This window comes from Salinivibrio sp. IB282 (assembly GCF_001995685.1).
In the GTDB taxonomy this organism is placed as follows: Bacteria; Pseudomonadota; Gammaproteobacteria; order Enterobacterales; family Vibrionaceae; genus Salinivibrio; species Salinivibrio kushneri.
Genome location: NZ_MUET01000045.1, coordinates 1 through 24819 on the forward strand (window position 1 = coordinate 1; position 24819 = coordinate 24819).

The 24819-nt window shown below is 49.0% G+C and carries 22 protein-coding genes; 13 read left to right on the forward strand and 9 right to left on the reverse strand.

Going from position 1 to position 24819, the window contains the following annotated elements; genetic code table 11:
- Both fhuB and BZG14_RS10140 read left to right on the forward strand, forming a co-directional pair.
- Positions 1-1493: Fe(3+)-hydroxamate ABC transporter permease FhuB (fhuB, locus tag BZG14_RS10135; protein WP_108743548.1), on the forward strand; the 1493-nt coding region annotated here is incomplete at its 5' end.
- A gap of 86 nt (positions 1494-1579) precedes the next feature.
- Positions 1580-2314 (forward strand): SDR family NAD(P)-dependent oxidoreductase, encoded by a 735-nt coding sequence (locus BZG14_RS10140; RefSeq protein WP_077608667.1) that lies wholly within the window; start codon positions 1580-1582, stop codon positions 2312-2314.
- A 17-nt stretch (positions 2315-2331) separates the two neighbouring features.
- Here the strand turns inward: BZG14_RS10140 and BZG14_RS10145 are convergent, their stop codons facing one another.
- Positions 2332-2637 (reverse strand): DUF6482 family protein, encoded by a 306-nt coding sequence (locus BZG14_RS10145; RefSeq protein WP_077608668.1) that lies wholly within the window; start codon positions 2635-2637, stop codon positions 2332-2334.
- A 201-nt stretch (positions 2638-2838) separates the two neighbouring features.
- Here BZG14_RS10145 and phhA point away from each other — a divergent pair, with 201 nt between their 5' ends.
- Complete coding sequence (phhA, locus tag BZG14_RS10150) at positions 2839-3732, forward strand: phenylalanine 4-monooxygenase (protein WP_077486371.1); 894 nt, start codon at positions 2839-2841, stop codon at positions 3730-3732.
- Positions 3725-4066 (forward strand): 4a-hydroxytetrahydrobiopterin dehydratase, encoded by a 342-nt coding sequence (locus BZG14_RS10155; protein WP_077608669.1) that lies wholly within the window; start codon positions 3725-3727, stop codon positions 4064-4066. The genes phhA and BZG14_RS10155 overlap by 8 nt, the downstream gene beginning before the upstream one ends.
- A gap of 190 nt (positions 4067-4256) precedes the next feature.
- Here BZG14_RS10155 and BZG14_RS10160 read toward each other — a convergent pair whose 3' ends face one another.
- On the reverse strand, positions 4257-4445 hold the full coding sequence (locus BZG14_RS10160) for a hypothetical protein (RefSeq protein WP_069363020.1): 189 nt from the start codon (positions 4443-4445) through the stop codon (positions 4257-4259).
- A 181-nt stretch (positions 4446-4626) separates the two neighbouring features.
- On the opposite strand from BZG14_RS10160, the gene BZG14_RS10165 reads away from it, so the two are divergent.
- The 5 genes from BZG14_RS10165 to BZG14_RS10185 all read left to right on the forward strand — a co-directional run bounded on the left by BZG14_RS10165 (position 4627) and on the right by BZG14_RS10185 (position 14550).
- Complete coding sequence (locus BZG14_RS10165; protein WP_077486374.1) at positions 4627-5835, forward strand: EAL and HDOD domain-containing protein; 1209 nt, start codon at positions 4627-4629, stop codon at positions 5833-5835.
- 2 nt (positions 5836-5837) lie between these two features.
- Positions 5838-9236 (forward strand): ATP-binding protein, encoded by a 3399-nt coding sequence (locus tag BZG14_RS10170; RefSeq protein ID WP_241824654.1) that lies wholly within the window; start codon positions 5838-5840, stop codon positions 9234-9236.
- A 123-nt stretch (positions 9237-9359) separates the two neighbouring features.
- Positions 9360-10397: an efflux RND transporter periplasmic adaptor subunit gene (locus tag BZG14_RS10175; protein ID WP_241824655.1), complete on the forward strand. Its 1038-nt coding sequence runs from the start codon at positions 9360-9362 to the stop codon at positions 10395-10397.
- Complete coding sequence (locus BZG14_RS10180; RefSeq protein ID WP_158011743.1) at positions 10394-11488, forward strand: efflux RND transporter periplasmic adaptor subunit; 1095 nt, start codon at positions 10394-10396, stop codon at positions 11486-11488. Before BZG14_RS10175 ends, BZG14_RS10180 begins: the two co-directional genes overlap by 4 nt.
- The gene (locus tag BZG14_RS10185; protein WP_077608671.1) at positions 11485-14550 is read left to right on the forward strand and encodes an efflux RND transporter permease subunit; all 3066 of its coding nucleotides are present in this window, start codon (positions 11485-11487) and stop codon (positions 14548-14550) included. The genes BZG14_RS10180 and BZG14_RS10185 overlap by 4 nt, the downstream gene beginning before the upstream one ends.
- 312 nt (positions 14551-14862) lie before the next feature.
- Here the strand turns inward: BZG14_RS10185 and BZG14_RS10190 are convergent, their stop codons facing one another.
- A complete protein-coding gene (locus BZG14_RS10190; protein ID WP_077458345.1) occupies positions 14863-15345 on the reverse strand; it encodes a PaaI family thioesterase in 483 nt (160 codons plus the stop codon).
- Positions 15346-15437: 92 nt separating this feature from the next.
- Complete coding sequence (locus tag BZG14_RS10195) at positions 15438-15983, reverse strand: NUDIX hydrolase (protein ID WP_158011744.1); 546 nt, start codon at positions 15981-15983, stop codon at positions 15438-15440.
- A gap of 133 nt (positions 15984-16116) precedes the next feature.
- Between BZG14_RS10195 and BZG14_RS10200 the strand changes: the two genes are divergently transcribed.
- Positions 16117-17436, forward strand: a complete 1320-nt coding sequence (locus BZG14_RS10200; protein WP_069363013.1) for a DEAD/DEAH box helicase — start codon at positions 16117-16119, stop codon at positions 17434-17436.
- A 554-nt stretch (positions 17437-17990) separates the two neighbouring features.
- On the opposite strand, the gene BZG14_RS10205 is transcribed toward BZG14_RS10200, so the two are convergent.
- Both BZG14_RS10205 and BZG14_RS10210 read right to left on the reverse strand, forming a co-directional pair.
- Positions 17991-18188 carry a hypothetical protein gene (locus BZG14_RS10205; protein ID WP_131825180.1) on the reverse strand — a complete coding sequence of 66 codons (198 nt, stop codon included), beginning with the start codon at positions 18186-18188 and terminating at the stop codon, positions 17991-17993.
- Between the two features lie 199 nt (positions 18189-18387).
- Positions 18388-18927 carry a hypothetical protein gene (locus BZG14_RS10210; RefSeq protein ID WP_235607568.1) on the reverse strand — a complete coding sequence of 180 codons (540 nt, stop codon included), beginning with the start codon at positions 18925-18927 and terminating at the stop codon, positions 18388-18390.
- A gap of 279 nt (positions 18928-19206) precedes the next feature.
- On the opposite strand from BZG14_RS10210, the gene aroG reads away from it, so the two are divergent.
- Positions 19207-20289 carry a 3-deoxy-7-phosphoheptulonate synthase AroG gene (gene aroG / locus BZG14_RS10215; RefSeq protein ID WP_077608673.1) on the forward strand — a complete coding sequence of 361 codons (1083 nt, stop codon included), beginning with the start codon at positions 19207-19209 and terminating at the stop codon, positions 20287-20289.
- 64 nt (positions 20290-20353) lie between these two features.
- Here the strand turns inward: aroG and BZG14_RS10220 are convergent, their stop codons facing one another.
- The gene (locus tag BZG14_RS10220) at positions 20354-20779 is read right to left on the reverse strand and encodes a DUF3069 domain-containing protein (protein ID WP_069363009.1); all 426 of its coding nucleotides are present in this window, start codon (positions 20777-20779) and stop codon (positions 20354-20356) included.
- A gap of 12 nt (positions 20780-20791) precedes the next feature.
- Complete coding sequence (locus BZG14_RS10225) at positions 20792-21232, reverse strand: bactofilin family protein (protein WP_069363008.1); 441 nt, start codon at positions 21230-21232, stop codon at positions 20792-20794.
- 219 nt (positions 21233-21451) lie between these two features.
- On the opposite strand from BZG14_RS10225, the gene BZG14_RS10230 reads away from it, so the two are divergent.
- Positions 21452-22090: a YceH family protein gene (locus tag BZG14_RS10230; RefSeq protein WP_077608674.1), complete on the forward strand. Its 639-nt coding sequence runs from the start codon at positions 21452-21454 to the stop codon at positions 22088-22090.
- A 5-nt stretch (positions 22091-22095) separates the two neighbouring features.
- Entirely contained in the window at positions 22096-22371 is a 276-nt protein-coding gene (locus BZG14_RS10235) for a GIY-YIG nuclease family protein (RefSeq protein ID WP_077608675.1), read from the forward strand.
- On the opposite strand, the gene BZG14_RS10240 is transcribed toward BZG14_RS10235, so the two are convergent.
- Positions 22368-24530 carry a putative bifunctional diguanylate cyclase/phosphodiesterase gene (locus BZG14_RS10240; RefSeq protein WP_198532051.1) on the reverse strand — a complete coding sequence of 721 codons (2163 nt, stop codon included), beginning with the start codon at positions 24528-24530 and terminating at the stop codon, positions 22368-22370. The two genes, BZG14_RS10235 and BZG14_RS10240, sit on opposite strands and share 4 nt — an antisense overlap.
- Positions 24531-24819 lie beyond the last annotated feature (289 nt).

The following is a 24819-nucleotide window of genomic DNA, read 5'->3' on the forward strand; positions in this document are numbered from 1 at the left end:
GTACTGTACTGCTGTTGATGAATCAAGAAGCGCTACACGGCATGATGGTGTGGGGCGCAGGCTCGATGGTGCAAACCGACTGGCACAGTGTGCAAGCCTTACTGCCACGTGTTGGATTGGCGGTCGTGTTGATCCTTGCCTTATTAAAGCCGCTCAACGTCTTGAGTCTTTCGGATGAAGGAGCGAAAAGCTTGGGCGTATCACTGGCGAAAATCCGCGTGATTGCGTTGGGACTATCGGTGCTTCTGACCGCGTGGGTGGTTAGCTTGATTGGCGTGATTGGCTTTGTCGGTCTCGCCGCGCCCGCGATTGCGCGCTTATGTGGTGCACGTAAGCTCATCACCCGATTGAGCCTGGCGATGCTTTTAGGTGCGTTGATGCTGGCCGCGACTGATTTGGCCGTTCAGCTGTTACCCGGCCGCCGGGCCATGACGGTGCCCACGGGGGCGGCGACGGCAGCGTTAGGAGCGCCTCTTCTTTTGTGGTTGTTACCACGAGTGTCACTGGGTAATCGTCAACGCCAACAAATGCATGCCGGGACACCCGCGCCGCGTCAGGATTGGCCATTAGGTCGAACGTTGATGTTACTGGTGCTGGGTGTGGTGATTTTTGCCACCGTATCGCGTCAAAGTGAAGGTTGGCAATGGCTGGCGCTGAGTGGCGATTGGTCTTTGTTGGAATGGCGCTTGCCACGGTTGCTGGCGGCGGCATTGGCGGGTGGTGTGCTTGCTGTTGCCGGTGCCGTGCTTCAGCGTTTAAGTGCTAACCCGATGGCGAGCCCTGAAGTGATGGGGATCAGTGCCGGTACGGCGCTGGGACTGATTGYCACTATTTTTGCTGGCATGGGCGCATCTATGCTGAGCTTATATGTCGGTGGTCTAATCGGTGCGGGGGCAACCTTGGCGTTGATTGTGCTGCTTAATCGCAAAACTGGCTTTCAGCCAGAAAAGGTGTTGCTCACTGGCGTCGCCATAGCCGCACTGATGCAAGCGGTACAAAGCTTCTTGATGGCGGGTGGCGATCCTCGCGCATATCAAGTGCTCGCGTGGATTTCAGGTTCAACCTACTATGTGACTGACAGTACGGTGACCACACTGGCATTGGTTGCCGCCGTGCTGGTGGCGTTAGGATTGATGTGCCAGCGTTGGCTCGATATTTTGCCGCTCGGTGGCGAAACCGCTCAATCTTTGGGGGTTAAGGTAGGGCGTGCCCGCATGCTGTTGCTGGCCCTCGTTGCGGTGATGACCGTCAGTGCCACCTTGGTGGTGGGGCCGCTCAGTTTTGTCGGGCTGATGGCCCCGCACATTGCGCGTAGCTGGGGGGCGAAAAATGCCCGGGCGCATATGGTCACCGCCGGATTGATTGGTATGGGATTGATGCTGTTTGCCGATTGGCTCGGACGACAATGGTTGTATCCGCAAGAAATGCCGGCTGGGATCATTGCTTCCTTGATTGGCGGGCTATACCTCATGATCGTGCTACGTAAGCTATAGTTTTAACGTGCGGTGATCGACAGGATCGCCTCATCCCTAACTAAAGAGATGCAGTTTGCATCTCTTTTTGTTTGAGGAGCCAGAGAATGAACAGTGATTCCATGCAGCGCGTGGCGGTTGTCGGTGCAGGTGGCGCGATTGGTGAAGCTTTTTGCCGCGCATTGCTCGACAAGCCATCCATTCAGCAAGTCTTTGCGCTGGGGCGCCACCCCGCACCACTTGCTGAGATAAGTGAAAAGGTCACTCCTGTGGCGGTGAACATTCGCGATGAAGCATCAATACAAGCGGCGGCCGAGCACATCGACGACAACCGTTTAGATGCGGTGATCATTGCCTCGGGGATGCTGCATGATGATGCGGTCAGTCCAGAAAAGCGCCTTGCGGCGTGCAGCAGTGAGGCGATGCACCAGCTGTTTGATGTGAATGCCGTCGCGCCGCTGCTGTTGAGCAAACATCTTGCGGGCAAATTGAAACGCAACGCTGAGGCGAAGCTCGCTATCTWGTCGGCGCGCGTGGGCAGTATCAGTGACAACCGTGCGGGCGGTTGGTATGCCTACCGTGCAAGCAAAGCGGCGGTGAACATGTTAATCAAAGGCATGAGCATCGAACTTGGCCGCCAGGACAAATCATTAACTGTGGTTGGCCTGCATCCGGGGACAGTCGACAGTCGTCTATCCGCGCCCTTTCAAACCAATGTTAAGCCCGGCAAGCTATTCAGCCCGGCCCAATCGGCTGGCTACTTATTGTCGGTATTGGATGGCCTCGACAGTCGTCACACCGGGCGTCTGTTTGCATGGGATGGAGAAGAAATTGCCCCGTAGGCTGGGGCATTATCGAGTCACTTCCAATGCAATGGCTGCTCTAGGGTCGACAAAGGCTTTTCGCTTCCTAGTCCTATCATCTCATCGTATGCCGTGTCGGTCACTAACACGTACTGCGTGGCGTTAACCCATTCAAAATCCTCTTTCACCGCCAGCAAGCTGCGAGATAAGTAGGGCTTATCGCCGTGATAAATCAGCTTCTGCTCCACCGTATCCCCGTGACGCAAAAAGGCGATGGCTTGATACAACATGCCATCAATGCCACGGATCTGAATCTTGTCAATGTTGTCGTAATTTATCAGTTCGCTCAGTTGTAAATTCATCACTCGTCCTTGCGGTTAGGCCTTCCCCAGCCATTACGAGCCATGCAAGCACGCGGATCCCTCGAGGGTAAAGCATTATCAGTCGCAGCCCCCTTTTCAGCCTGTAATGTAAAATAAATGCTACACAAAGGTAAAATTAAAACCGTGGCAATGAGATGATTTTCTCTGCAAAGTCGACGTAACCTGTGGGTAACGGAGACAATGCGTAAGGCTGACTGCCGCTGTTTACGCGCGATTTTTTACGCCAGACAACGACACAAGGCGGTGAACGTGAAACAGAGTAAATACCAATCCAAACCCGTTGATGAGCTGGGCCGAGTAGCCTGGTCGGCACAAGAAAACGATGTATGGCGCCAGTTAGTCACACGGCAACTTGCGTGTATCAAAGACAAAGCGTGTCAGGAATATTTAGACGGGCTACGCATGCTCGACTTGCCGCATGATACGGTGCCACAGATCCCAGATGTGAATGCAGTGTTAATGCGAGAGACGGGCTGGCAAGTGGCTCCTGTGCCTGCGTTGATTGATTTCGACCATTTCTTTGCCTTATTGGCGGACAAGAAATTCCCTGCGGCGACCTTTTTGCGCACCAAAGAAGACTTTGATTACTTGCAAGAGCCGGATTACTTCCATGAGATTTTCGGTCACTGTGCGATGCTGACTCACCCAGCGTTCGCTGAGTTTACCCATATGTACGGCCAACTGGGTAAGAAAGCCACGCCCAAAGAGCGCGTCTATCTTGCACGCTTGTATTGGTTTACGGTCGAGTTTGGTTTACTCAGTGACACGCAAGGCAATCGCAGTATTTATGGCGGCGGGATCTTGTCGTCGCCGGCGGAGACCGAGTACGCCTTTAATAGCGACAAAGCGGTGCGTAAGCCTTTAGAAGTGATAGATGTCATGCGCACGCCTTACCGGATTGACATCATGCAACCCATTTACTTTACCATTGAGTCGATTGACGACTTATTTGCCATCAGTCAACGTGACTTGATTGCTGATGTGCATCAAGCCATGGAACTGGGCCTTCATGCGCCTTTGTTCCCGCCCAAACCGAAAAAGACAGAACAGCAAAAGGAAACGCAACATGTCTGAACTAACTGAGTTGAAATGTGAAGCCTGTAATATTGATGCCCCTTTGGTCAGTGCTGAGGAAATGCCAGCGCTGCTTAAAGACATTCCGCAGTGGCGTAAAGTAACACGAGATGGGATTGATCAGCTCGAACGTGAGTTCACCTTCCGCAACTTTAAGTTGGCGTGGGCGTTTGCCAACCAAGTGGCTGAGCTGGCTGAGCAAGAAGGACACCATCCCGCTATCTTGCTGGAGTGGGGTAAGGTGACCGTGACTTGGTGGTCGCATAAGATCAAAGGCCTGCACAAAAATGATTTTATTTGTGCGGCGAAAACCGACGACGTTGTCCCTGAGTAAACCAAAAACGCCCCGAGTGTGATCTCGGGGCGTTTCTTTTTCGCTCACTTGCTATCTATCCCAGTCACGCAAGTATCCATCCTGCGATCTCATCACCATTTCTCGGCAATCTTTTACTCTTCTTACGACTCTTGGGCCGTAGAGTAAGATAGATTGAAAAAAGTGACACGGTCACTTTATCGTGTTGAGCTTACTCTTCTTCGTCGCTTGTGTCTTTTTGCTTAACGGCAAAATACTGCGCTAGGATTTCGTCAGTGAGCTCACCTTTTTCCTCAAGGGCTTTGAGCTTTGCCACAATCGCTTTTTGTTCGTCGAGTGAGGGCAAAGTCTCTGGCTCATGCTCGGGGGCGTCATCGGCCAGTTGATTCAAAATATCCATAAATGTACCTCGTAATATGCTTAACGCAGAGCCTAGCAAAAATCGTGATTTTGCCCAAGCAAAAGACGAACGTGAGCCAAGTAGTTGGACTTAACACACTCAGTTACATCAAAAAAAAGGCTCAGACCCCGCGCCATTGGTCTACGTTTGTAGTAAAGGTTTGTTTTAGGGAGAGTGAGCTGTGAGTGAAATCTTTTTTTCATGCCAACCCATCTTTGATGAAGCGCAAAACCAGTGGGGCAATGAGCTGCTGTTTAGGGACGGCCAAGAAAATAAGTTTCCTTCAATCGATGAAGATACGGCGACATCGCGCATTCTCAGTGCTAATTTTTTATCAGGGAAAGAGCTCGATGATAGCTTACGGTACGTGGTGAGTTTTTCGGAGGCTGCACTGCTTGATGAGATCCCCTTTTCGATTCCGGTTAAATCTCTAGTGATTTGTGTCACCGCAAAGTGTAACGCGACGCCGATGCTGGTGAAGCAACTGGAGTCTTACCAGAAAGCTGGCTTTACCATTTTAGGAGAGAGTGATGTCTTCACGAGTCGCTGGCAAAGGCACTTACAGCTTTTCGATGTTGTTCGTGTGAGTATGGCTTCAGAGAACTTGTCCGATTGGACGGGGTCGATCTCCAGTAATCCGGGTATGCGCTTTTTAGCCACGAAAGTGGAGAGTAATGAGGAATTTTTGTTGGCCAAGCATCTCGGGTTCAGCCTATTCCAAGGATATTTTTTTGAACAGCCTTTGATTAAAAGCTATAGTGATGTAGCTCCCTCAGTCATTAGCCTACTTGATGCCTGTATTGTGGTTAACCGCAGCCCCCATGACATCGACGAAATCACAGACGTGATCTCTCGAGATGTGTCCTTGTTATATAAAGTGGTAACCAGCGCTAATATTCTCGCTAAATCAAAGAAGAAAACGATAACAAACCCCAAACAAGCAGTAGTATATCTAGGACTGGAATCACTGCGGCGGCTAATTTCTTTGCTGATCATGTCTAACATGAATCACCAAGAGTGTTCTCATCTACAAAATGCGGCCATTCTGCGCGCTATTTTTATGCAGCAAGCTAGCCCATTATTGAAAAGCATTGATCCTGACGAAGCCTTTTTAGTGGGGGCATTTTCACTCCTTGATGCGATGCTTGGTATCCCCATGGAGGATGTTGTGAAGCAGCTTTCACTCGACCAAGAGGCCAAAAACGCATTGATGTCTCAGTCAGGACCTTATGGTGAGCTTTTGGAGTTATGTAAGAACATTGAACACGCCAATTGGGACTGGGTCGGCTCGCTGTGTGAAAGGATGACGTTAAAGGAGCGCGCTGTCTTGAGGGCGTTTGATAAAGCCCGTTATCAAACCCAAACCTTGGCGGCGACAATGCAGGTGTGAACATGATGAATAAAGTAGGTATGCGGCTAGCTGTTATTTTGATTGTACTAGCGACCTTACTATTGGGGGTGTTTGGTTACTACAATTACCATGTTGCCAAAGAGCGGCTTGAGTCCGATATGAATCAGGACATTAACTCGATCACTCAGCGTCTCAAGCAGCGTCTCCCTACTCTGATGTGGAATTATGACTTTAATAATGTTCAAAATGATTTAGACAGTGAAATGGGCTCTCGTTATGTCCATCGCCTTGAGCTGACGGATAGCAATGAAGAATTTCGTTATGTGACTGACTCTAAAGGCATGCGGTCAAACGATGAGTTAAAAGAAATCAACGTTTCCTTGGTCTATGATCAGGAAGGCCAATCTGTCGATGTGGGTAGGTTGATTATCTACCAAGATAGTCGATACATTGATAAAGAGCTCAACACAGAAATTCTCCGTACTGCCACGCAAATCATTCTGTTGAACTTGTTGGTTGGTTTTTTTATTTGGAAATACGCTAAGCAGATCAATCGAGCGGAACAAAGTCGTGCGTATTTAAATACAGTGATTCATAGTTACACTGATGCGCTATTAGTGCTCGGCGATAAGCACAGTATTATTACTATTAATGACTCGGCTAAGAAGTTATTCGAATTAGAATCTGTGCCCGACGAAGCGATCAGCTTATCGACGATTATTTCTCGCGTCAGCCCTAATTCACGCGGCTATTTTTCACAAGCGCTTTATGGTCTCGGAGGGCAGTTACAGCGGTCATACGAGATAGATACGGATCAAGGTGTCCGTATTGTGCAGGTCAAATCAACGCCCATCAAAGATGAAGACCCGAGAGCACTGAACGTGGCGATTATTCGCGATATCACGGAACAGCACCTCGATAAACAAAAAGTATCTAAAGGGGCTGAGCTTTTCTCTGCGATGAAAAGCTTACAAGATAAGTTTCTGATCAGGGAAGATTTCGGTAAGAGTTTCCAAGATGTTTTGCAGATCCTATTACGAATAGGGGAAAGTAATCATGGCATTATTGTCGAGGTGGGTCACAGCGATGATGATCCGATCAAAACCAATCTGCCTTATAAAGTGCTCGCACAAACTCGATTGGTGAAGAATGAGTTTATTGGTGAAGAGTTTGTGCGAGGACTGATTGAGGAAATCATTGAGACCAAACAAAGCAAACGTAGTCTGCAAATGGCGAGTGTGGCAGGAAATAATCAGAAAATGATTATCAATGTCTACGGTACGCCTCTTTATATGTCGAGCCAAATGGTAGGGGTGGTCTGCTTGTTTGATGAATCGACCACCTACAATGAAGATCTTCAAGGCTGGATTGAGCCGATACTATCAAGCTTAAGCTCAATGGTGCACTTTGTGCAGCAGAAGTCGTTGAATGACATGATCTCAAAAGAAATGGCACGAGCCAAGGAGCAAGCAGAGCGGGCGAACGAATCAAAGACCAACTTCTTGGCGATGATGAGTCACGAGATTCGCACACCCATGAACGGCATTGTTGGCATGTCTAACCTTTTGATGGAGACCTCGCTCAATCAGCAGCAACGCTATTTTGTTGATACGTTGCAACACTCGTCTACGGCACTGCTGAATATCATTAATGATGTGCTCGATTTAACTAAGATTGAAGCTGGAAAGATGACGCTCACCAAACAGTCATTAGATTTGGCGGAGCTTGTTCACGAATCCTTAAGTATTTTTACCGCAAAAGCAGCGGAAAAGCAGTTGCGCTTACATTGCTATATCGATCCAGACATGCCTTGTGATATTGAAATTGATGMCACGCGTTATAAGCAGGTGATCATAAACTTGGTTGGCAACGCCGTTAAGTTTACCAAGCAGGGACATATTGCTGTGCGGTTATTCCAACGGCAAACGGGTGATGGCTCAGTAACATTGGTCATGGAAGTAGAAGATACAGGGATCGGGATCCCGGAAGACCGCCACGAAGCCATTTTTGAGAACTTTACCCAGGTCGACAACTCCTATTCGCGTTCTTATCAAGGCACGGGACTGGGCTTACCAGTCTGTCGTAAATTATTGCGGCTTATGGATGGTGACATTTACATCCGCAGCCAAGAGAACCAGGGAACCACTTTTACCGCCGAAGTGCCCGTCACGATCAGCGATCCTGACTCTCAGTTATTAGCCCAATCCAAGCTAGAAGCGGGGATAGAGAGTGATTCCATCTACTTGGTGTCGGAAGATGCTATTTTGATCGATACGCTATCCGCCTACTTAGACCGACTTGGTTTGCGTTTAGTGGCTAAAAGCGATGGAAACGCATTAATCGTTGGCGATCTCAGCGACGCTGTGTTGATGATTGACCAAGATAAAATGCAAAGTTGCCAGGCTTTAGTGGGCAAAGCGCAAAAATCGGTCGCAATTAGCCATGATGGCCATCATGACACTGGCATGGCGACGCTGACTTGTCCGATTTATCACGTTGAACTGTATCGTGTATTAAACGAGGATGAGAATGCATTGACAGAGCCTGAGCCTGTGGCTGGGCAGTATGATGATATCCAATTCAACCTTAACGTTCTCGTGGCTGAAGATCACTTGGTGAACCAAGAATTGATTGACATTATTTTATCTAAACTAGGCTGTCAGCGTGCGCTGGCCGTCAATGGTAAAGAAGCGTTAGAACTTCATAAGTCTTCACCGTTCGATATCATCTTGATGGATTGTCAAATGCCGGAAATGGATGGCTTTGAAGCCACGCGTGAGATCCGAAAATTCGACAAAAACACGCCCATTTTGGCAGTGACGGCTAACGCGCTCTCTGGTGATGCAGAGCGTTGTGTGGAAGCAGGGATGAACGGACATCTCGCTAAGCCCTTCAGTAAAGATCAACTCATTGAATTGTTACTCCTGTATGCTCATCCAGATGCGGTCAGTTATGGCGATAAAACCACTGACGAAGAGGAAACAACCTTGGATGACTTAGCCAGCGAGCACTTTACAGATGCGTCCACAGAGACAAACTCCTTACCAGAACCAGAACCAGAACCAGAGCAGCCATCCGGAGGGAATACAATGAGCGACACCTCACCCCCCATTGACATCCAGCATGTCAAAGACCAAATCGGTGATAGCATGGACTTGGTAAAAATGCTGCTTGATAAGTACGTAAAAAACCAAACCAATGATTTAGAGGCTTTGAAGGCCGCATTTGCAGAACAAGATATCGAAAAAATTAAAAAACTTGGCCACAAAATGAAAGGAGCGGCCGCCATGATCGGCGCCAAAGCACTATCACAAACATGTCTTGAGTTAGAAAAGTCACCGCATGATGAGTTGGAGGCGCTACATCCCTACCTTCAGCGGATAGAGGAGCAGACAACACGGGTGATTCAACAGGCAGAGCACCTCTGTGAAACATCTTGATACATTATCCGGCACTGGTTAGCATAGCCGTTAGCGCGGGATAAGATAAAAACAATGACCCATCAAAGACCTAGGGCCCGACAAACGCTGTCGGATCCTGGGTTTTATTGTAAGGAAAAACTGATGATAATGCGTTTTGTATTGAGCGGTTGCCTCGCTCTCTCCCTAGCTGGCTGTGGTGAGCCGAAGGTGTCAGCACCGTCTGAAACACCGCCTCGGCCAGCAAAATTACTGGCGGTAGTGACGAATGAAGATGGACTCACCCGCCAATTTCCTGCCCAAGTTGAAGCGGATGATAAAGCCTTGCTCTCATTTCGTGTATCAGGCGTGATTGAGTCAATGCCGATCAAAGCAGGTATGGATGTTGCGAAAGGGCAAGTCCTGGCGGCGTTAGACAGTCAGCAATATCAGCTGCAATTGGATAAGGCGCGTGCGCAATATCAGCTTGCTCAGGTACAGTTTAACCGTGCCGAACGCCTGCACAATAATAAAGTGCTCGCCGAACAAAGGTTCGATGAAGCCCGCTCGGCACTCAGTGAAGCGGCGGCTGGTCTAGAGCAAGCGCAGACAAATCTGAATTATACGCAACTAAAAGCGCCGTATGCGGGGACTGTCTCACTTCGAATGAAAGAGGAGAATGAATTCGCACAAGCACAAGCGCCAGTGCTACACATTCAATCCAAAGACATCATTAATGTCAGCTTTCAATTGCCAGAACGCTATTTCCATTACTTTGCACAGCATGCGGATAATTTGGTCCCAAGCGTATCATTTGATACCCACCCATCACGCCAGTTTCCCGCGCAGTTTAAGGAAATCGATACAGAGGCGGATCCTAAAACGGCGTCTTACCATGTCACTGTGAGTTTAAATCGACCTGACGCCATCAATGTTTTGCCGGGAATGGCAGCAAAAGTGCATGCCACCATTCCTACTAAGTCGCAAACGCAAGTGCCCCAGTCTGCCGTGCTCGAGACGAATGAGGGGACGGCCGTATGGCGCGTTGGTGATAACGGTGAAGTTAAGCTAACCCCAGTCACCTTGCGTGAAGGAAAAGTCGTTTCGGGCCTAGAAAATGGTGAGGTGATTGTGGCAACTGGCGTCAGTGCGCTGAAAGAGGGTGACCGTGTGAAAGCATGGGTGAAGGAGAGAGGATTATGAGAGCAATACATGGACTGATTGGTGTCCTTGCGGTGGGGGCGCTGTTTGGGTGCCAACCGGAGACCGAGTCTCAACCTGCTCCTTTGCCGGTAGTGTCTACGTTTACCGTGAGCCAACAACCATTAAATGAACGCATCTCTTTCCCCGCGGTGGCGGCAGCAGCTGATAAAGCCACGCTCGCGTTTCGCGTACCGGGGGAAATTCAAGCGATCAATGTCAAAGCGGGTGATCGCGTGACGCAGGGACAGGTATTGGCACGTTTGGAGCCGACCGATTACCGCTTAGCGGTAGAGAATGCCAGTGCACGTTTTGACGTGGCCGATGCGCAGTATCGCCGCTCAGCCCCCCTGGTAGAGAAAGGTATGCTTGCCCAATCACAATTTGATGAATTAAAAGCGCAGCGTGAAATTGCGCAAGCGGAGCTGGCTCTGGCCAATCTTCGTTTGTCTTATGTTGCGCTCAGAGCGCCAGCTGACGGGGTGATATCTAAGCTGAATGTTGAGCCATTTGAAACCATCGCGCCAGGACAAGGGATCATGAACATTCATGATGCTTCGCGTGCTGATATTCGTGTACAAGTGCCGGATGTGTTATTCACCCAAAACACGGGCGCGAGTGCAGAAGAAGTGCAAGATCGGCTACAACCGAACGTCTTAACTCAGCAAGGGCAGTCTTACCCCGCCACCATCGATGAATACACGGCAGAGCCGGATCCGAGCAGTGGTGCTTTTGTAGTGACGCTAACCATGCCCATGCCAAAGGAGCAGTTTATTTTAGATGGCATGCCCGTACAGGTCAGTATTGCGAGGGAAGGGTTACAACTGACACGCACCGGACTTTCCGTGCCCATCGAAGCGGTGTTTAACCAAGACGGGGATCCACTGGATCGAGACCACAGTTATGTATGGATTTATGACAGCGCCACACAAACCGTGGCGAAACAGCAGGTAACGATGGGGCGCATTCATGGTCAGCGGCTAGAAATCACCCATGGTGTGTCTAAAGGGGATCGTATCGTGGTGGGAGGAACCAATCACCTATCTGAGGGGCAAAAAGTGACGCTGGCATCGAAAGAGGAAAACGCATCATGAAGCAGGGTGTAGCCGGATATTTTATTCAAAATAAAGTGATTAGCTGGATGATCACGCTGATTTTCCTGATTGGCGGCACCCTTGCATTTTTGGGCTTAGGGCGGTTGGAAGACCCGGCTTTCACGATCAAAGATGCGATGGTGGTGACCAGTTATCCAGGTGCCACTCCCCAGCAAGTGGAGGAAGAAGTCACTTATCCGCTGGAGAAAGCGGTTCAGCAGCTGACCTATGTGGATGAAGTACGTTCGATCTCCAGTCGCGGCCTGTCCCAGATCACGGTCAAAATGAAACCCAAATACCGCTCTGATGATTTGCCTCAGATTTGGGATGAGTTGCGACGAAAAGTCCATGATGCACGTGGCGCGCTTCCTCCTGGTGTCAATCCGCCACAGGTGAAAGATGATTTTGGCGATGTGTTTGGGATCATGTTAGCCGTCACTGGCGAAGGGTACGGCTACAGCGAACTGAAAGACTACGTCGACTTTTTACGCCGCGAGCTTGAGCTTGTTGATGGCGTAGGCAAGGTGCAAGTCAGCGGTACGCAGCAAGAGCAAGTCTTCATTGAGGTCTCGATTCAGCGGTTAAGTAGCCTAGGGATCGCACCGGATACCTTGTTTAATTTGTTGGCGACACAAAACCTCGTGAGCAACGCCGGGGCCTTGCGTGTGGGTGATGAATATATTCGCATTCACCCAACTGGCGAGTTTTCCTCCGTGGATGAGCTGGGTAACTTAATTCTGACTGAAGCAGGGTCACAAGGGTTAATTTATTTGCGCGACGTTGCCGAGGTAAAGCGTGGATATCAAGAAGTACCGCGGCAAATTATTTCGTATAACGGTAAACAAGCGCTACAAGTAGGGATATCGTTCGCTGATGGCGTGAACGTGGTAGAAGTCGGCGACAAGGTGGATAAGCGTCTCGCGGCGTTAAACAGTGATCAGCCTGTGGGCATCAATGTCCATCATGTCTACAACCAGCCCAATGAGGTCGATACCTCCGTCAGCGGATTTGTCTCCAGTTTAGGCCAAGCGGTAGCGATTGTGATTATCGTACTGCTCTTTTTTATGGGCCTGCGCTCTGGGCTATTAATTGGTTTGGTGTTATTGCTGACGGTACTGGGTACGTTTGTATTCATGTACTACTTTGAGATTAACCTGCAACGTGTGTCTCTCGGGGCGTTAGTCATTGCCCTAGGGATGTTGGTGGATAATGCCATCGTGGTGGTCGAAGGGATACTCGTGGGCTTAAAGCGAGGGCGAACCCGTCTACAGGCGGCTCACGATATTGTGACGCAAACCAAGTGGCCTTTGCTGGGGGCGACGGTGATCGCGGTAACGGCGTTTGCCCCGATTGGCTTGTCCGAAGACGCAACGGGCGAATACTGTGGCACCTTATTTACGGTGTTATTAATCTCCTTGCTGTTAAGTTGGTTTACCGCCATCACGTTAACGCCTTTCTTTGCCAGCGTGTTTTTCAAAGAAACACCGCTCGACGAAGGGGATGAGGGCAGTGATCCCTACAACGGGATTCTGTTTGTGGTGTATAAACGTTTTCTTACCGCCTGCATGCATCACGCCTATATCACCTTGTTGGTAATGGTAGTGGCATTGGGGGCTAGTATTTATGGCTTTGGCCATCTCAAGCAGTCGTTTTTCCCAGACTCTACCACGCCCATGTTTATGGTCGACATTTGGCTGCCAGAGGGCACTGATATTCGTGCAACACAAGGCACCTTGGATGAGGTGTCGAGCTGGCTGAGTAAACAACAAGGCGTCAACTATGTTTCTACCAGTGCCGGACAAGGCTCGCAACGTTTTATGTTGACCTATTCACCGGAGAAAACATATGCCGCCTATGGCGAGCTGATCGTCCGTGTTGACCAATACGAACATGTTAAACCCACTATGGGCATGGTGCGTGAGCATATTCGTAGCCAGTATCCAGATGCGCAGCTTAAACTGAAGCCTATTTCCTTAGGGCCTGCGACTGGCTCGAAAATTGAAGCGCGTATTTTTGGTTCAGATCCCACTAAGCTACGCGCAATTGCTAAACAAGTAGAAGCACGATTGCATCAGGATCCTGATGCGGTGAATATCCGCCATGATTGGCGTAATCGCACCAAAGTTCTTGAGCCTGCGTTTAATGAAAGTCAGGCGCGACGCTATGGTATCACCAAAAAAGATGTCGACGAGTTACTGACTATGACATTCAGTGGCAAACGGATTGGTGTATACCGGGATGGGACCAACCTTATGCCGATCGTTGCGCGGTTGCCCGATGAGGAGCGTGTGAATATCAATACCTTAGAAGGCATGAAAATATGGAGCCCGGTATTGAAAGACTATATTCCTTTACAGCAAGTTATTCTCGATTACGACATGCGCTGGGAAGATCCGATTATCATGCGCAAAAACCGCAAAAGAATGCTCACCGTGTTGGCTGATCCCGATCCCTTGCGGGAAACCACCGCGGCGACCTTGCTAAGCCGCGTGCGCGCTGATATTGAGTCGATTCCTCTGCCTGAAGGTTACAGTATCGAGTGGGGTGGGGAGCATGAATCTTCCCAAGAGGCAAAAGAAGGCTTATTTAGCATTATGCCGCTTGGTTATTTGTTTATGTTCCTGGTCACCATATTGTTGTTTAATTCGGTGAAAGAGTCATTGATCATTTGGCTCACGGTTCCCTTAGCGGTAGTTGGGGTCACCACAGGGCTGCTGTTGTTAGATACGCCGTTTGGTTTTATGGCGCTTTTGGGCTTTTTAAGCTTGAGTGGAATGCTGCTTAAAAATGGCATTGTGTTGATCGATCAGATCAACATCGAAGTGGCCAGTGGTAAGCAACGCTATCAAGCGGTCGTCGATGCGGCGGTAAGCCGGGTACGCCCGGTGTGCATGACAGCCATTACCACTATTTTAGGGATGCTCCCTTTGTTGCCGGATGTTTTCTTCCGGCCGATGGCGGTGACGATCATGTTTGGGCTCGGGTTTGCCACCGTGCTGACATTGATAGTGGTACCCGTGCTATATCGGATCTTCTATCAAATTCGCTATCACCCTGAATAGCCCCACCTTAAGCACCGTGTTGACGGTGCTTTTTTTGTGTTTCAATCTTAAGATAAAAGCGCCTGTGTATAACTTGAATTTCATCCACAAAAACAGTTGATAACTCGGTGAATTTCAWCGCAACCTCGCGATTTTATCGGCGTTGCGTAAAGTCAATAATGTAATGGTGAATTCAGAACCRAAATCACAATGGTATTGGGGGTTATGTAACTGGTTGATTATACTTTATGGGTAAGTAGGGCCAGTCTATTGTGGAGATAGACTGGCTGAAGACGTGACAAACAATGAACTGATAAGCGCGTTGATGGCGGATTAGTCGTCGATTTTTTTGACCGATAGCGTCAATTCAAAGGTCGCCATAGGCTCATCCCCGTGTAAGCTCGGGCAAGTGGCGACAATGGTGACAGGCTGATTAACGCGATGACCTGTTTCGATTGATTCACTGATCATCTGGTTAATCTTGTTGCCATCGAAACAAGTAAACACCACATCATCCTCGGGTCGTTTATGAAAATCAGCGTTGACGGATTTAAACGCCAAGCTAATTTTAACCCCGCGTTGCTCAGCCATCGCCATGGCAAGAAAGCCACCTGCGACATCAGCGCCAACCGCCAACGCACCGAAATACATGCTGTTGAGGTGGTTTTTGGTACGCCGCCCCAGTGGGATTCGCATTGTGACATGCTTATCGTCGATGGAGAGGATCTTAGGACGACACCAGCCAATCATCGGCACTTTTAAGAAGCCGAATAACGACAAATGTTGATTAGCGCGTGCTAACGGAGACGAGAACATAGACACTCCTTGTTATCTGGTCATACCTGTCACGCTACATCGATGCTCAATTTGTCGTCAACATTTTGTTAACAAAGTTGTGGCCTAGTGCTTTATTTTTTCAGGCATTCGACATCCATTGTTGAGATTAATCCATTGCACAAGGCACGAAGAATAATGGCGCAGGTTTTGGTGTCTGTGATTTGTCCATTGGCAACGAGTGCCTTTAACTGGGAAGGGCTCACCCAATAAGGCTCGATAAACTCATCGTCATCGAGTTGCGTCTCGGTGGATGTGAGCGCTTGGGCAATGTAAAAATACTGCATTTCATCGCAAAACCCGGGCACAGGGTGCGCGATGCCGAGTGGATGCCAGCGAGTTGCCACATAACCGGTCTCTTCTTCTAACTCTCTTTTGGCGGCGTCTCGTGGTGGCTCCTTCGCTTCCAGTGTCCCTGCTGGCGCTTCGATAATCCATTGATTGATAGCCGGACGAAATTGTTTGAGCAGTAGTATATTGCCAGCGTCTGACAGGGGTAATACCACGACGGCCCCGGGGTGGCGCACAACGTGATGTGCGTGGTACTGGCCATCAGGTGTGTATGTATGCGCCTCCACCAAGCTGAGCTTTTGCCACTGGTAGCGTATCGTGTCATTCATGTTCGTATGATCCTTTGTTCGTGGTGCCATCAGTATTTTTGGTGCAGTGTTTTTTGCTAAAGTATGATAGCATTCGCCGCCTTAATTGGCGTGTGTACGCCTTTTGCTTTTGATTTACCTTTGGAGTGATACCTTGCAATTTGACGATCTGGGACTTGATAGACGCTTACTGTCGCTTATTGCCCACCGTGGATTTGAACAGCCAACAGACATTCAACGTCAAGCGATTCCCGTTGTAATGGCAGGCAAAGACCTATTGGCCTCTTCAAAAACAGGGTCGGGGAAAACCCTGGCGTTTTTGTTGCCAGCTATGCAGCGTGTGTTGCGTTCTAAACCCCTCAGTCGTCGCGATCCGCGTGTTTTGATCTTGGCGCCGACCCGTGAGCTAGCAAAACAAGTGTATGGTCAGCTGCGTATGCTGACTAGCGGCACTAACCACAAACCGGCTTTGGTGCTCGGTGGCGAGAATTTTAACGAGCAAGCGAAAGTGTTTCGTCAATCGCCAACCTTTGTGGTCGCGACACCGGGTCGATTAGCTGATCATCTTGAACAACGCCACCTGTCTTTGTCGGGGCTGGAAATGCTGATTTTGGATGAAGCGGATCGCATGCTTGACCTAGGCTTTAAAGCACAGCTCGACACGGTTAACCAACATGCTGATCACCGTTTAAGACAGACATTGATGTTTTCTGCCACCTTGGATCATCAGCAAGTGACTGATATCGCAGCCGGGATGCTCAAGTCGCCTAAACGTGTAGCCGTAGGAGAAATTGAAGCGTTACATAGCGATATCGAACAGCACTTTGTGCTGAGTGATCACCTCGACCATAAACACGCGCTGCTTGAGCAACTGGTCAAAGCCAATGCGCATAAGCAAGTCATGATTTTTACTGCGACACGCGCTGATACTGAACGTTTGGCGGAGCGTTTTTCTCAGGCAGGCTACCAAGCGATTGCACTCAGTGGCGAATTGAATCAGGCCACACGCAGCCGAATCATGAACGAGTTTGAGCGCGGATTTCATGAGGTATTGGTGACCACGGACGTGGCATCGCGTGGTCTGGATTTAATGAATGTGTCTTTGGTGATTAATTTTGACATGCCAAAGCATGCGGAAGAATACATCCATCGAGTAGGGCGTACCGGTCGTGCTGGACAGCAAGGGTTGGCCTACTCATTGGTTGGACCTAAAGATTGGCGTAGTTTTAAAAATATCGAAGGCTTTTTGCAGCAAAAACTCGATTTCACCAAGATTGAAGGCTTTGAAGGGAAGTTCAAAGGCTTTAAAGAGCAAAAAGCGAAAAAATCAAAGCCGTCGGATTCAGTTAAACATAAAAAAAAGCCGGCCAAAGCGCAGAAAAAAGCGCCTAAAAAACGTGATAGAAGCTTTTACACCAATGTACCCGCTGGTGATGCGCCTTTAGTCAAAAAGAAACCTAAGCCAGAATCCTAACCTCGCAGTGATGACAACGCGTTTGTCACTTAGTGTTAATCGTTAACCTGCTCGCTGCGCCATATGCGCAGCGGTATCTGCTCCCTCGCTATCCGGCGATTATTTTCTCTTTAATTGTTAGTCGCAATCGTCAGCGGTAGTGAAAGCTGCGCATTGTCGCACCGCAAAATGTTTAGTGATGAAATTTTATGCGTTCAACTGTCGAGTTGAGCAAAAAACTCACTTTTCTTTGCGTGAGATCGATTCTATGGCTGATTTTACAGTGAGTTATCCGTAGACTACGCCTATCTGTTGGAAAGCGCCTATCCTTTGAACAGTTTGAGTCGCTGAAAACACGTATCGTTTTGTCTATCATTTTTAAACTGGGAAAATTGCTGTGGAAACTGCACTGGTCGTTGCTTTTATCACTGCTGCGGCGTGGATTGTTCGCCGTGAACGTGCTGCACAATAATCTGCTGATTGAGCCCTTTTATACACTCGTTTTAGTCAGCAAAAACGAAAAGCCTTCTCTGTGGAGAAGGCTTTTTTATGTTTATGTGTTCTAATGCCAGGGGTCAGCTGTCGTAATAGTCACCATCTGACACTTCATGAAAATCTTCTACTTGGCTGGCGGCTTGGAAATCAGCAGCAGGCTTGAGTTGACGTCGCCGTAACATCGTTACTTGCTCTTCCAAGCGATGAGCAGTCTCAATGTTGCCTTCTTGATAGGCCTCTTGGATCTTTCTTTCAAATTCATCAATACGTTGAGTCATCACCATCGTTATACCCTCCGACAGTTCCCACGCACAATCACAACAAGCATCGCTGTGGGAGTTGCACCACGCACTAGACGCCCGCCTTTTGATAGCGGTTACGTCCATACCTTAAACTTAGTTTAGTTTGACAATATAACCAGTGAGAGAGGTCACACTGGACGGCAACACAAGGGAGTGAGATAGTTACCGTTTGCTATTAATACAGGTATCTGACAGAAAAAATCAAGCGATTTTGTTCCAAGCCATTGGCACGCCAAGTTGCGCCGAGCGACAAGGTTTCAGTGGAGTGAAAGCGCCCGCCAATTTCCACCAAGCTGGTGGTGTCGTCCTGATCAAAGATGATAGAACCGACATAGAGATTGGCTTCAATCGGTGGGGCTACCCAGCCACGTAATCCGGCACCAATCACAGTAGCAAAATCACCGGTATCATGCTTGTCGTCGTCTGGTCGCCGAAACCAAGCGCCTTCCAACTCGCCATACACATCGACAAACTGGTTAATTGGGGCATGAAACCCCACACCGCCTGAGGTGTACCAGTCTCCTTCAAACTGCGTATCCCCTTTGGCGACAAAGTGTGCGCCTTCGGTAAATGCAAAGCGTCCTAGCCCGCCAATCCCACTCGGGTTTGCAAGGACGTTGACCTGAATATGGTTGTAATCAAAATTGGTCGCATGGACAGCGGGTACGGTCAGGGTTATGGCCAATAGTGCCGCTTGACTGAGGCGTGTGATCACAGCATTTACTCCATTTGCATTTAACATCAGTGTAATAGCTTCAACGCAACCAGTGCAATCACTTCGCCGATCTTGCACCCATATTTAAGTTACGGCGCACATTGTTGTTCGCTTAATCCACGGGTCTGATTGTGTCAATATTTTTGTTGATTTGATGTTTGTGTTTTGCGTAAAAAAATATTTGCACAAAAGAATATGGCAGGTTAGCGTAAGAGTTCAACAAAGAAAACGTGGTAATCAGCTACGTGAACCCGCGACATGCAAACACAGGATTAGCCCATGAGTGTACACCCAACGGATGACGTAAGAATTGAGCAAATAAAAGAACTTCTTCCGCCTATTGCTGTATTGGAAAAGTTTCCCGCAACTGACGCGGCGGAACAGACTGTCTTTGCGGCGCGTCAGGCGATCCATCAGATCCTAAACGACCAAGACGATCGTTTGGTTGTCGTTGTGGGGCCTTGTTCTATTCACGATCCTAATGCGGCACGTGATTATGCCAAAAAACTTAAGCAGCTGCGTGAGACATTGAGTGCCGACCTGGAAGTGGTGATGCGGGTTTATTTTGAAAAGCCGCGCACAACAGTGGGTTGGAAAGGCCTGATTAATGACCCGTATTTAGATAACAGTTTTAAAATCAATGATGGCCTGCGATTAGGACGCCACTTACTGTTAGACATCGCAGATTCTGGTTTGCCAGCAGCGGGTGAATTTCTCGACATGATCACGCCACAGTATATGGCAGATTTAATTAGTTGGGGCGCGATTGGGGCGCGCACGACAGAGTCTCAGGTGCATCGCGAACTCGCTTCTGGGCTATCTTGTCCTGTTGGGTTTAAAAATGGCACAGATGGGAATATCAAGATTGCTACGGATGCGATTCGCTCAGCGAGTTCACCGCACCAGTTTTTATCGGTGACCAAGTATGGGCACTCTGCGATCGTCGCGACTGGAGGTAATGAGGATTGTCATCTGATCTTACGTGGGGGCAAAACACCTAATTATTACGCGGGTGATGTCGATCAGATCTGTGGCGCGTTGGCCGATGCTGGATTACGACAAAAATTGATGATTGATTTGAGCCATGCCAATAGCAGCAAACAATATCAAAAGCAGAAAGAAGTCAGCGAAGATGTGGCGGGGCAAATTGCAGCCGGTAACAAAGCGATCTTTGGGGTGATGATTGAGAGTCATCTCGTCGAAGGTCGCCAAGACTTAACTGACGGTCAGTCACTAACCTATGGCCAAAGCATTACGGACGGGTGTATTGGTTGGGAAGATACCGAGCGCGTCCTCCATCAGTTGGCCGCCTCTGTGCGAGCACGCCGCGAAAAGGCCACGCCACTCAGTGAATCCGCTTAATCTACAAAAAGCCCCCAACGCTTGGGGGCGAATCATAGCGGTCAGTGCGTGTCACTGGCCCTATTTATTTTTGGAAAATGGCTTGAAACTCGCGTTTTAATCCTGGCTTTAAGCGTGCTTGTTTCAGTTGCTTCGATAAATCTTTAACACAAGAGCTGAGCACATCATCAAGAATTTGCGCTTTGTAGTTATCACGCTCTTCGTCAGACATATCACTTAAATCCACTTTTTCCAGCTCGCTCAGTGCATCGATACCAGCATAGCTTTGGCTTATGGCGACGAGTGCATGAAATTGATCATAGTTGTCGAGAATGTTTTGCGCACTGGCAGGCAGTTTTTCCCACGCCTCTTTGACACTGGCACTGGACGCGTCATGGACAGAAGCGATCATCGCGTACATGGCTTCAGGGGCTTGCTCGTATCGGATCACGCATTGTAGCTCAGGAGAAAAGCTATCAAAGCTGACCGTTGGTTGGTTAGCGTCGGGCATTCACAGGCTTCCTTACGACTGTTTTGAGGAGGATGGATGTGTTTTTTTGTCGTTGCTTGTTTTATCGTGTGATCTTGCTTGCTCCGCCAATGGCACCACGGTGTCTGTTGAGAGGGTGGCACGGTTCTCACCAGCAAGCAGTCCCCCTTTTTCAATGGTCAATTGCTCGGTGTTCAGGACGCCTTTCATCTTGCCTTGAGAGAGAATATCGATAGCGTCTGCATCGCACTGTCCCTCGACCAAGCCGTTGATGGTGATATGCTTCGCGTTGATGGTACCGCGAAAGTGGCCAGACGCTGAGATAACAACGGCGTTAGCCTGGGTGATATTCCCTTCCCCAAACCCATCAATTTGAATATCCCCTTCAAGATCAATATCACCGACCACTTTACAGTTTCTGGCGACGATCGATAAGCCATGACTCGGGGTAGACTTTGAACTAAACAGACCCATGTCGTGCACTCCACATACATCATTTTGGTCAAGTATATCATTAGCTGTGCGCCGATGGTGGCGCTCTGGTGCACAACCCGATGGCTAAGGTGTGATCCCGCTACCAGTATTGGTGATCGTCGCCTTGGATGGATTATTGCGCGGTTATCGGCGCAGTGATTGCTTGCGTGACATTCAGTTGATATAACTCGATGAAACCGACTATATGGGACCATCGTTATGTCAAGGACACTCTCAGCGTATCAGCAACGTGTCATTGGTTGTTTGCTTGAAAAAGAAGTGACCACTCCAGAACAGTATCCGCTCACACTCAATGCGCTGACCACTGCCGTGAATCAAAAAAGCAATCGTGAGCCTGTCTATGAGATGGCTGATTCAGAGGTATTAGACATCGTAGAGAGCTTGATTGAGAGGCGTCTGGTGAGTCTGCAAGAGGGCAGTGGTGGTCGTGTCTCCAAGTATCAACATCGTTTCTGTAATACACAATTTGGCGATCTCACTCTCAGCGAGCCACAAAAAGCGATCCTGTGTGTCATGTTATTGCGAGGCGCTCAGACGCCCGGGGAGTTGAGAACCCGTACACAGCGCCTCTATGCTTTTAATCGTGTCGAAGATGTTGAGCGCACACTGGCTGACATGATTGCGTCAAACTGGATAAAAAAATTGCCGCGTGAGGCTGGGAAGCGCGAGTCGCGTTATCAACATTTATTTACTGACGGTGTGAATACGCCGAGTCACTCAGTACCGCAGGAGGAGTCAGAACCGACCACTGATGCATCTTTGGTGACGCGAGTGAGTGCGTTAGAGCAAGAAGTGGCGGAGCTACGTCAGATGTTAGAGGCTGTTTTGGAGCGATAACACCAATGAATACGCCTTGGTTTGTTTATTTGATTCGAACGCGTCAAGGGCAGCTTTACTGTGGCGTCACCACGGATGTTAGCCGACGGTTGATACAACATCGCCAAGGTAAAGGCGCGCGAGCGCTAAGAGGGAAAGGACCGCTGTCACTGGCGTGGCAATCGCAGCCAATGGAAAAGCGAACGGCGATGCAGCGCGAATGGCAAATAAAGCAATGGCCGAAGCAGCGCAAGGAGGCGCTATGCGCGCGCTTTGATGGTGTGTGTGACAGTTTCGATTAATTAAATAAGCGGGTGATAGGTTGTGACTGAGTGAGGAGCGCCGTTAACTGATGGATATTCATTGAGGGATGGTAAAGGTGCCCCTGTGCGTAGCGACAGCCCAGATCAAGCAAAAAGTCACGCTGATCTTCGCGTTCCACTCCTTCCGCAACCACTTTTAATTTCAGCAATTGCGCCATCTTAATGACGGCTTGGCAAATCACGATATCGTCTTTGCAATGAGGCAGATCGGTGACAAAACTGCGATCGATTTTGACGGTGTCCACCGGGAAATGCTTAAGGTAGGCGAGGGAGGAGTACCCCGTGCCAAAATCGTCAATTGCTAAGGAAACGCCTGCTGCCGCGAGCGTGTGTAAGGTATGTTGGTTTTGGCTGAGGTTTTCAATGAAAACTTGTTCTGTCAGCTCAATTTGCACTCGCTCGGGTGGGACTTGATGGCGTTCGATGGCATGGAGAATAGTATCGGCGAGGAAGCTGTCTTGGAATTCATGCCCAGAGATATTTATCGCGATAAATGGAGGGGCGCAGTGCTGCGCCAGCAAGGTTGCATAGGTTTCTAGCGCCTCATTAACCACCCAAGTGCCTAACTGCCGCATAAGCCCGGTGTCTTCTGCGGTACGAACGATGGTATCAGGAGAAATTACCGCGCCCTCTGTATCTTGCCAACGTACCAAGGCTTCAATGCCGGCAATACTGTGATCGTTTAAATCGATTTGCGGCTGAAAATGTAAGCTCAACTCGTTACCTTGAATCGCTTTGCGGATGGCGTACTCGGTATCTTTTTTCTGATGCAGATGGTCTCGCATGGCCATTTGGAACACCACGACTCTGTGATGAGAGAGTTGACGAGCGCGATGGGCCGCGGTGTCTGCGTGACGTAACAGTTCTTGAGCCGGCATGGACGCATCGTAACGGTAACTAATGCCGACGGCACAGGTGACAATAATCTCCTCTGCGTGATGGAAGAAAGGTTGCTCAATGGTTTTGCGGATCTGTTTCGCGTAGATCTCCGCTTTCAGCGGTGAAAGCTCGTTGCCGGCAATCGCGAATTGGTCATCGCTGATTTTGGCAATGTAGTCATCGGTTTGCCTGACGCGCTTTAGACGCTGTGCTAATTCAATTAAAAGCTGATCATGCACCGCTTGTCCATATAAATCATTGATCTCTTTTATGTTATCAATATCTACGCAGATTAGCGCGAGATCGTGTGGGTAAGTGCTGSATTCATGTACTCGCTGCTGAATATAGCGAGTGAGGGCATGACGATTGGGGAGATACGTCAAGGCGTCGTGGTTTGCGATAAAATGTAGTTGCTGTTCGACGTCTTTGCGTTGCTCAATTTCATTTTTTAAATAATCAATCGTGGTCTGTGCCGCCCGGCGAGACATCAAATTCACCTCAGCCAAATACAAGGTGATGCCCAATAAAAGCGCCACAAGCATGCCGGCGATGTAAATCATGATGGGTAATGAAATAAACTGACTGGCGCCTGGCGCTTGCCAAAGCGTGAGCTGCATCGCCGATTGCGTGCTCGTCAATCTCAAAGGTGCCGAACCAACCGCGGCAAACGGGGAGATAGTGTCACCGCGCAACACGGTGTCGTTTGCCCAACGGGTGATGGTGAGGTGTTGATCTTGGTTAAGATAGTCGGACGCAACCTGGTTAATAAGCGCGTCAAGATTAACGACTGCGCCAAGATAGTAACTTGGCGCGGCGCGGCTATGACTGTAAATCGGATAAGCAATTCGCCATTGGGTAAGATCGGGCTGGTCTGTCTTAAGCTGGCCCTCTGGTTCACCCACTACGTCAAATGAAAAACGCGGTTGATCCTGGCTGGTATCCGCGTGTGTTTGCCAACTTATTACTCGTCGGCTGTCCGCCCAAAATAATGATGAAATATAGGCACTGTCTTGTTGGGTTTGTTGCACTAAGGCTTGCCATGTCGAGAAGGTCGAGGGCACATCTAACTCGATATTGCTGGCTAATGAACTTAGCCGCGTGAGTTGCGTATCAATGTCACGTTCGACGGCACGAGACAAAGCTTGAACTTCCACATTGAGAAGTTTTTCAATCCGTTGTGCTTGTTGTGATTGGGCAGCCTGATACAACAAAAACGTCGCAACGAGCACAGCAAAACAGACGAGCGCGATGAAAATCATCGCACGTCCACGGGGTTGTGCCGACCGTCTAGCGAGTGTGATCGGGTCCTCGTTGTGACCGTTRAATGTCGATAAAGGCATAGGGCGTGCGCGTAAGACTTCAGGTTATAACCAGATTTTGCCAGTGTAGTTCGAAGAATGGGTGATTGCGCGTATCAATACTGAGACATTGCCCGGTAGCGTGGCGCCGACAGAATGGGCTGATTAATCCAGCCACTGACCTAAACGCGACCGAATATGAAATTGTACAAAAAATTTTCTTTGTACAATTTTGATCCATCCTCTACTC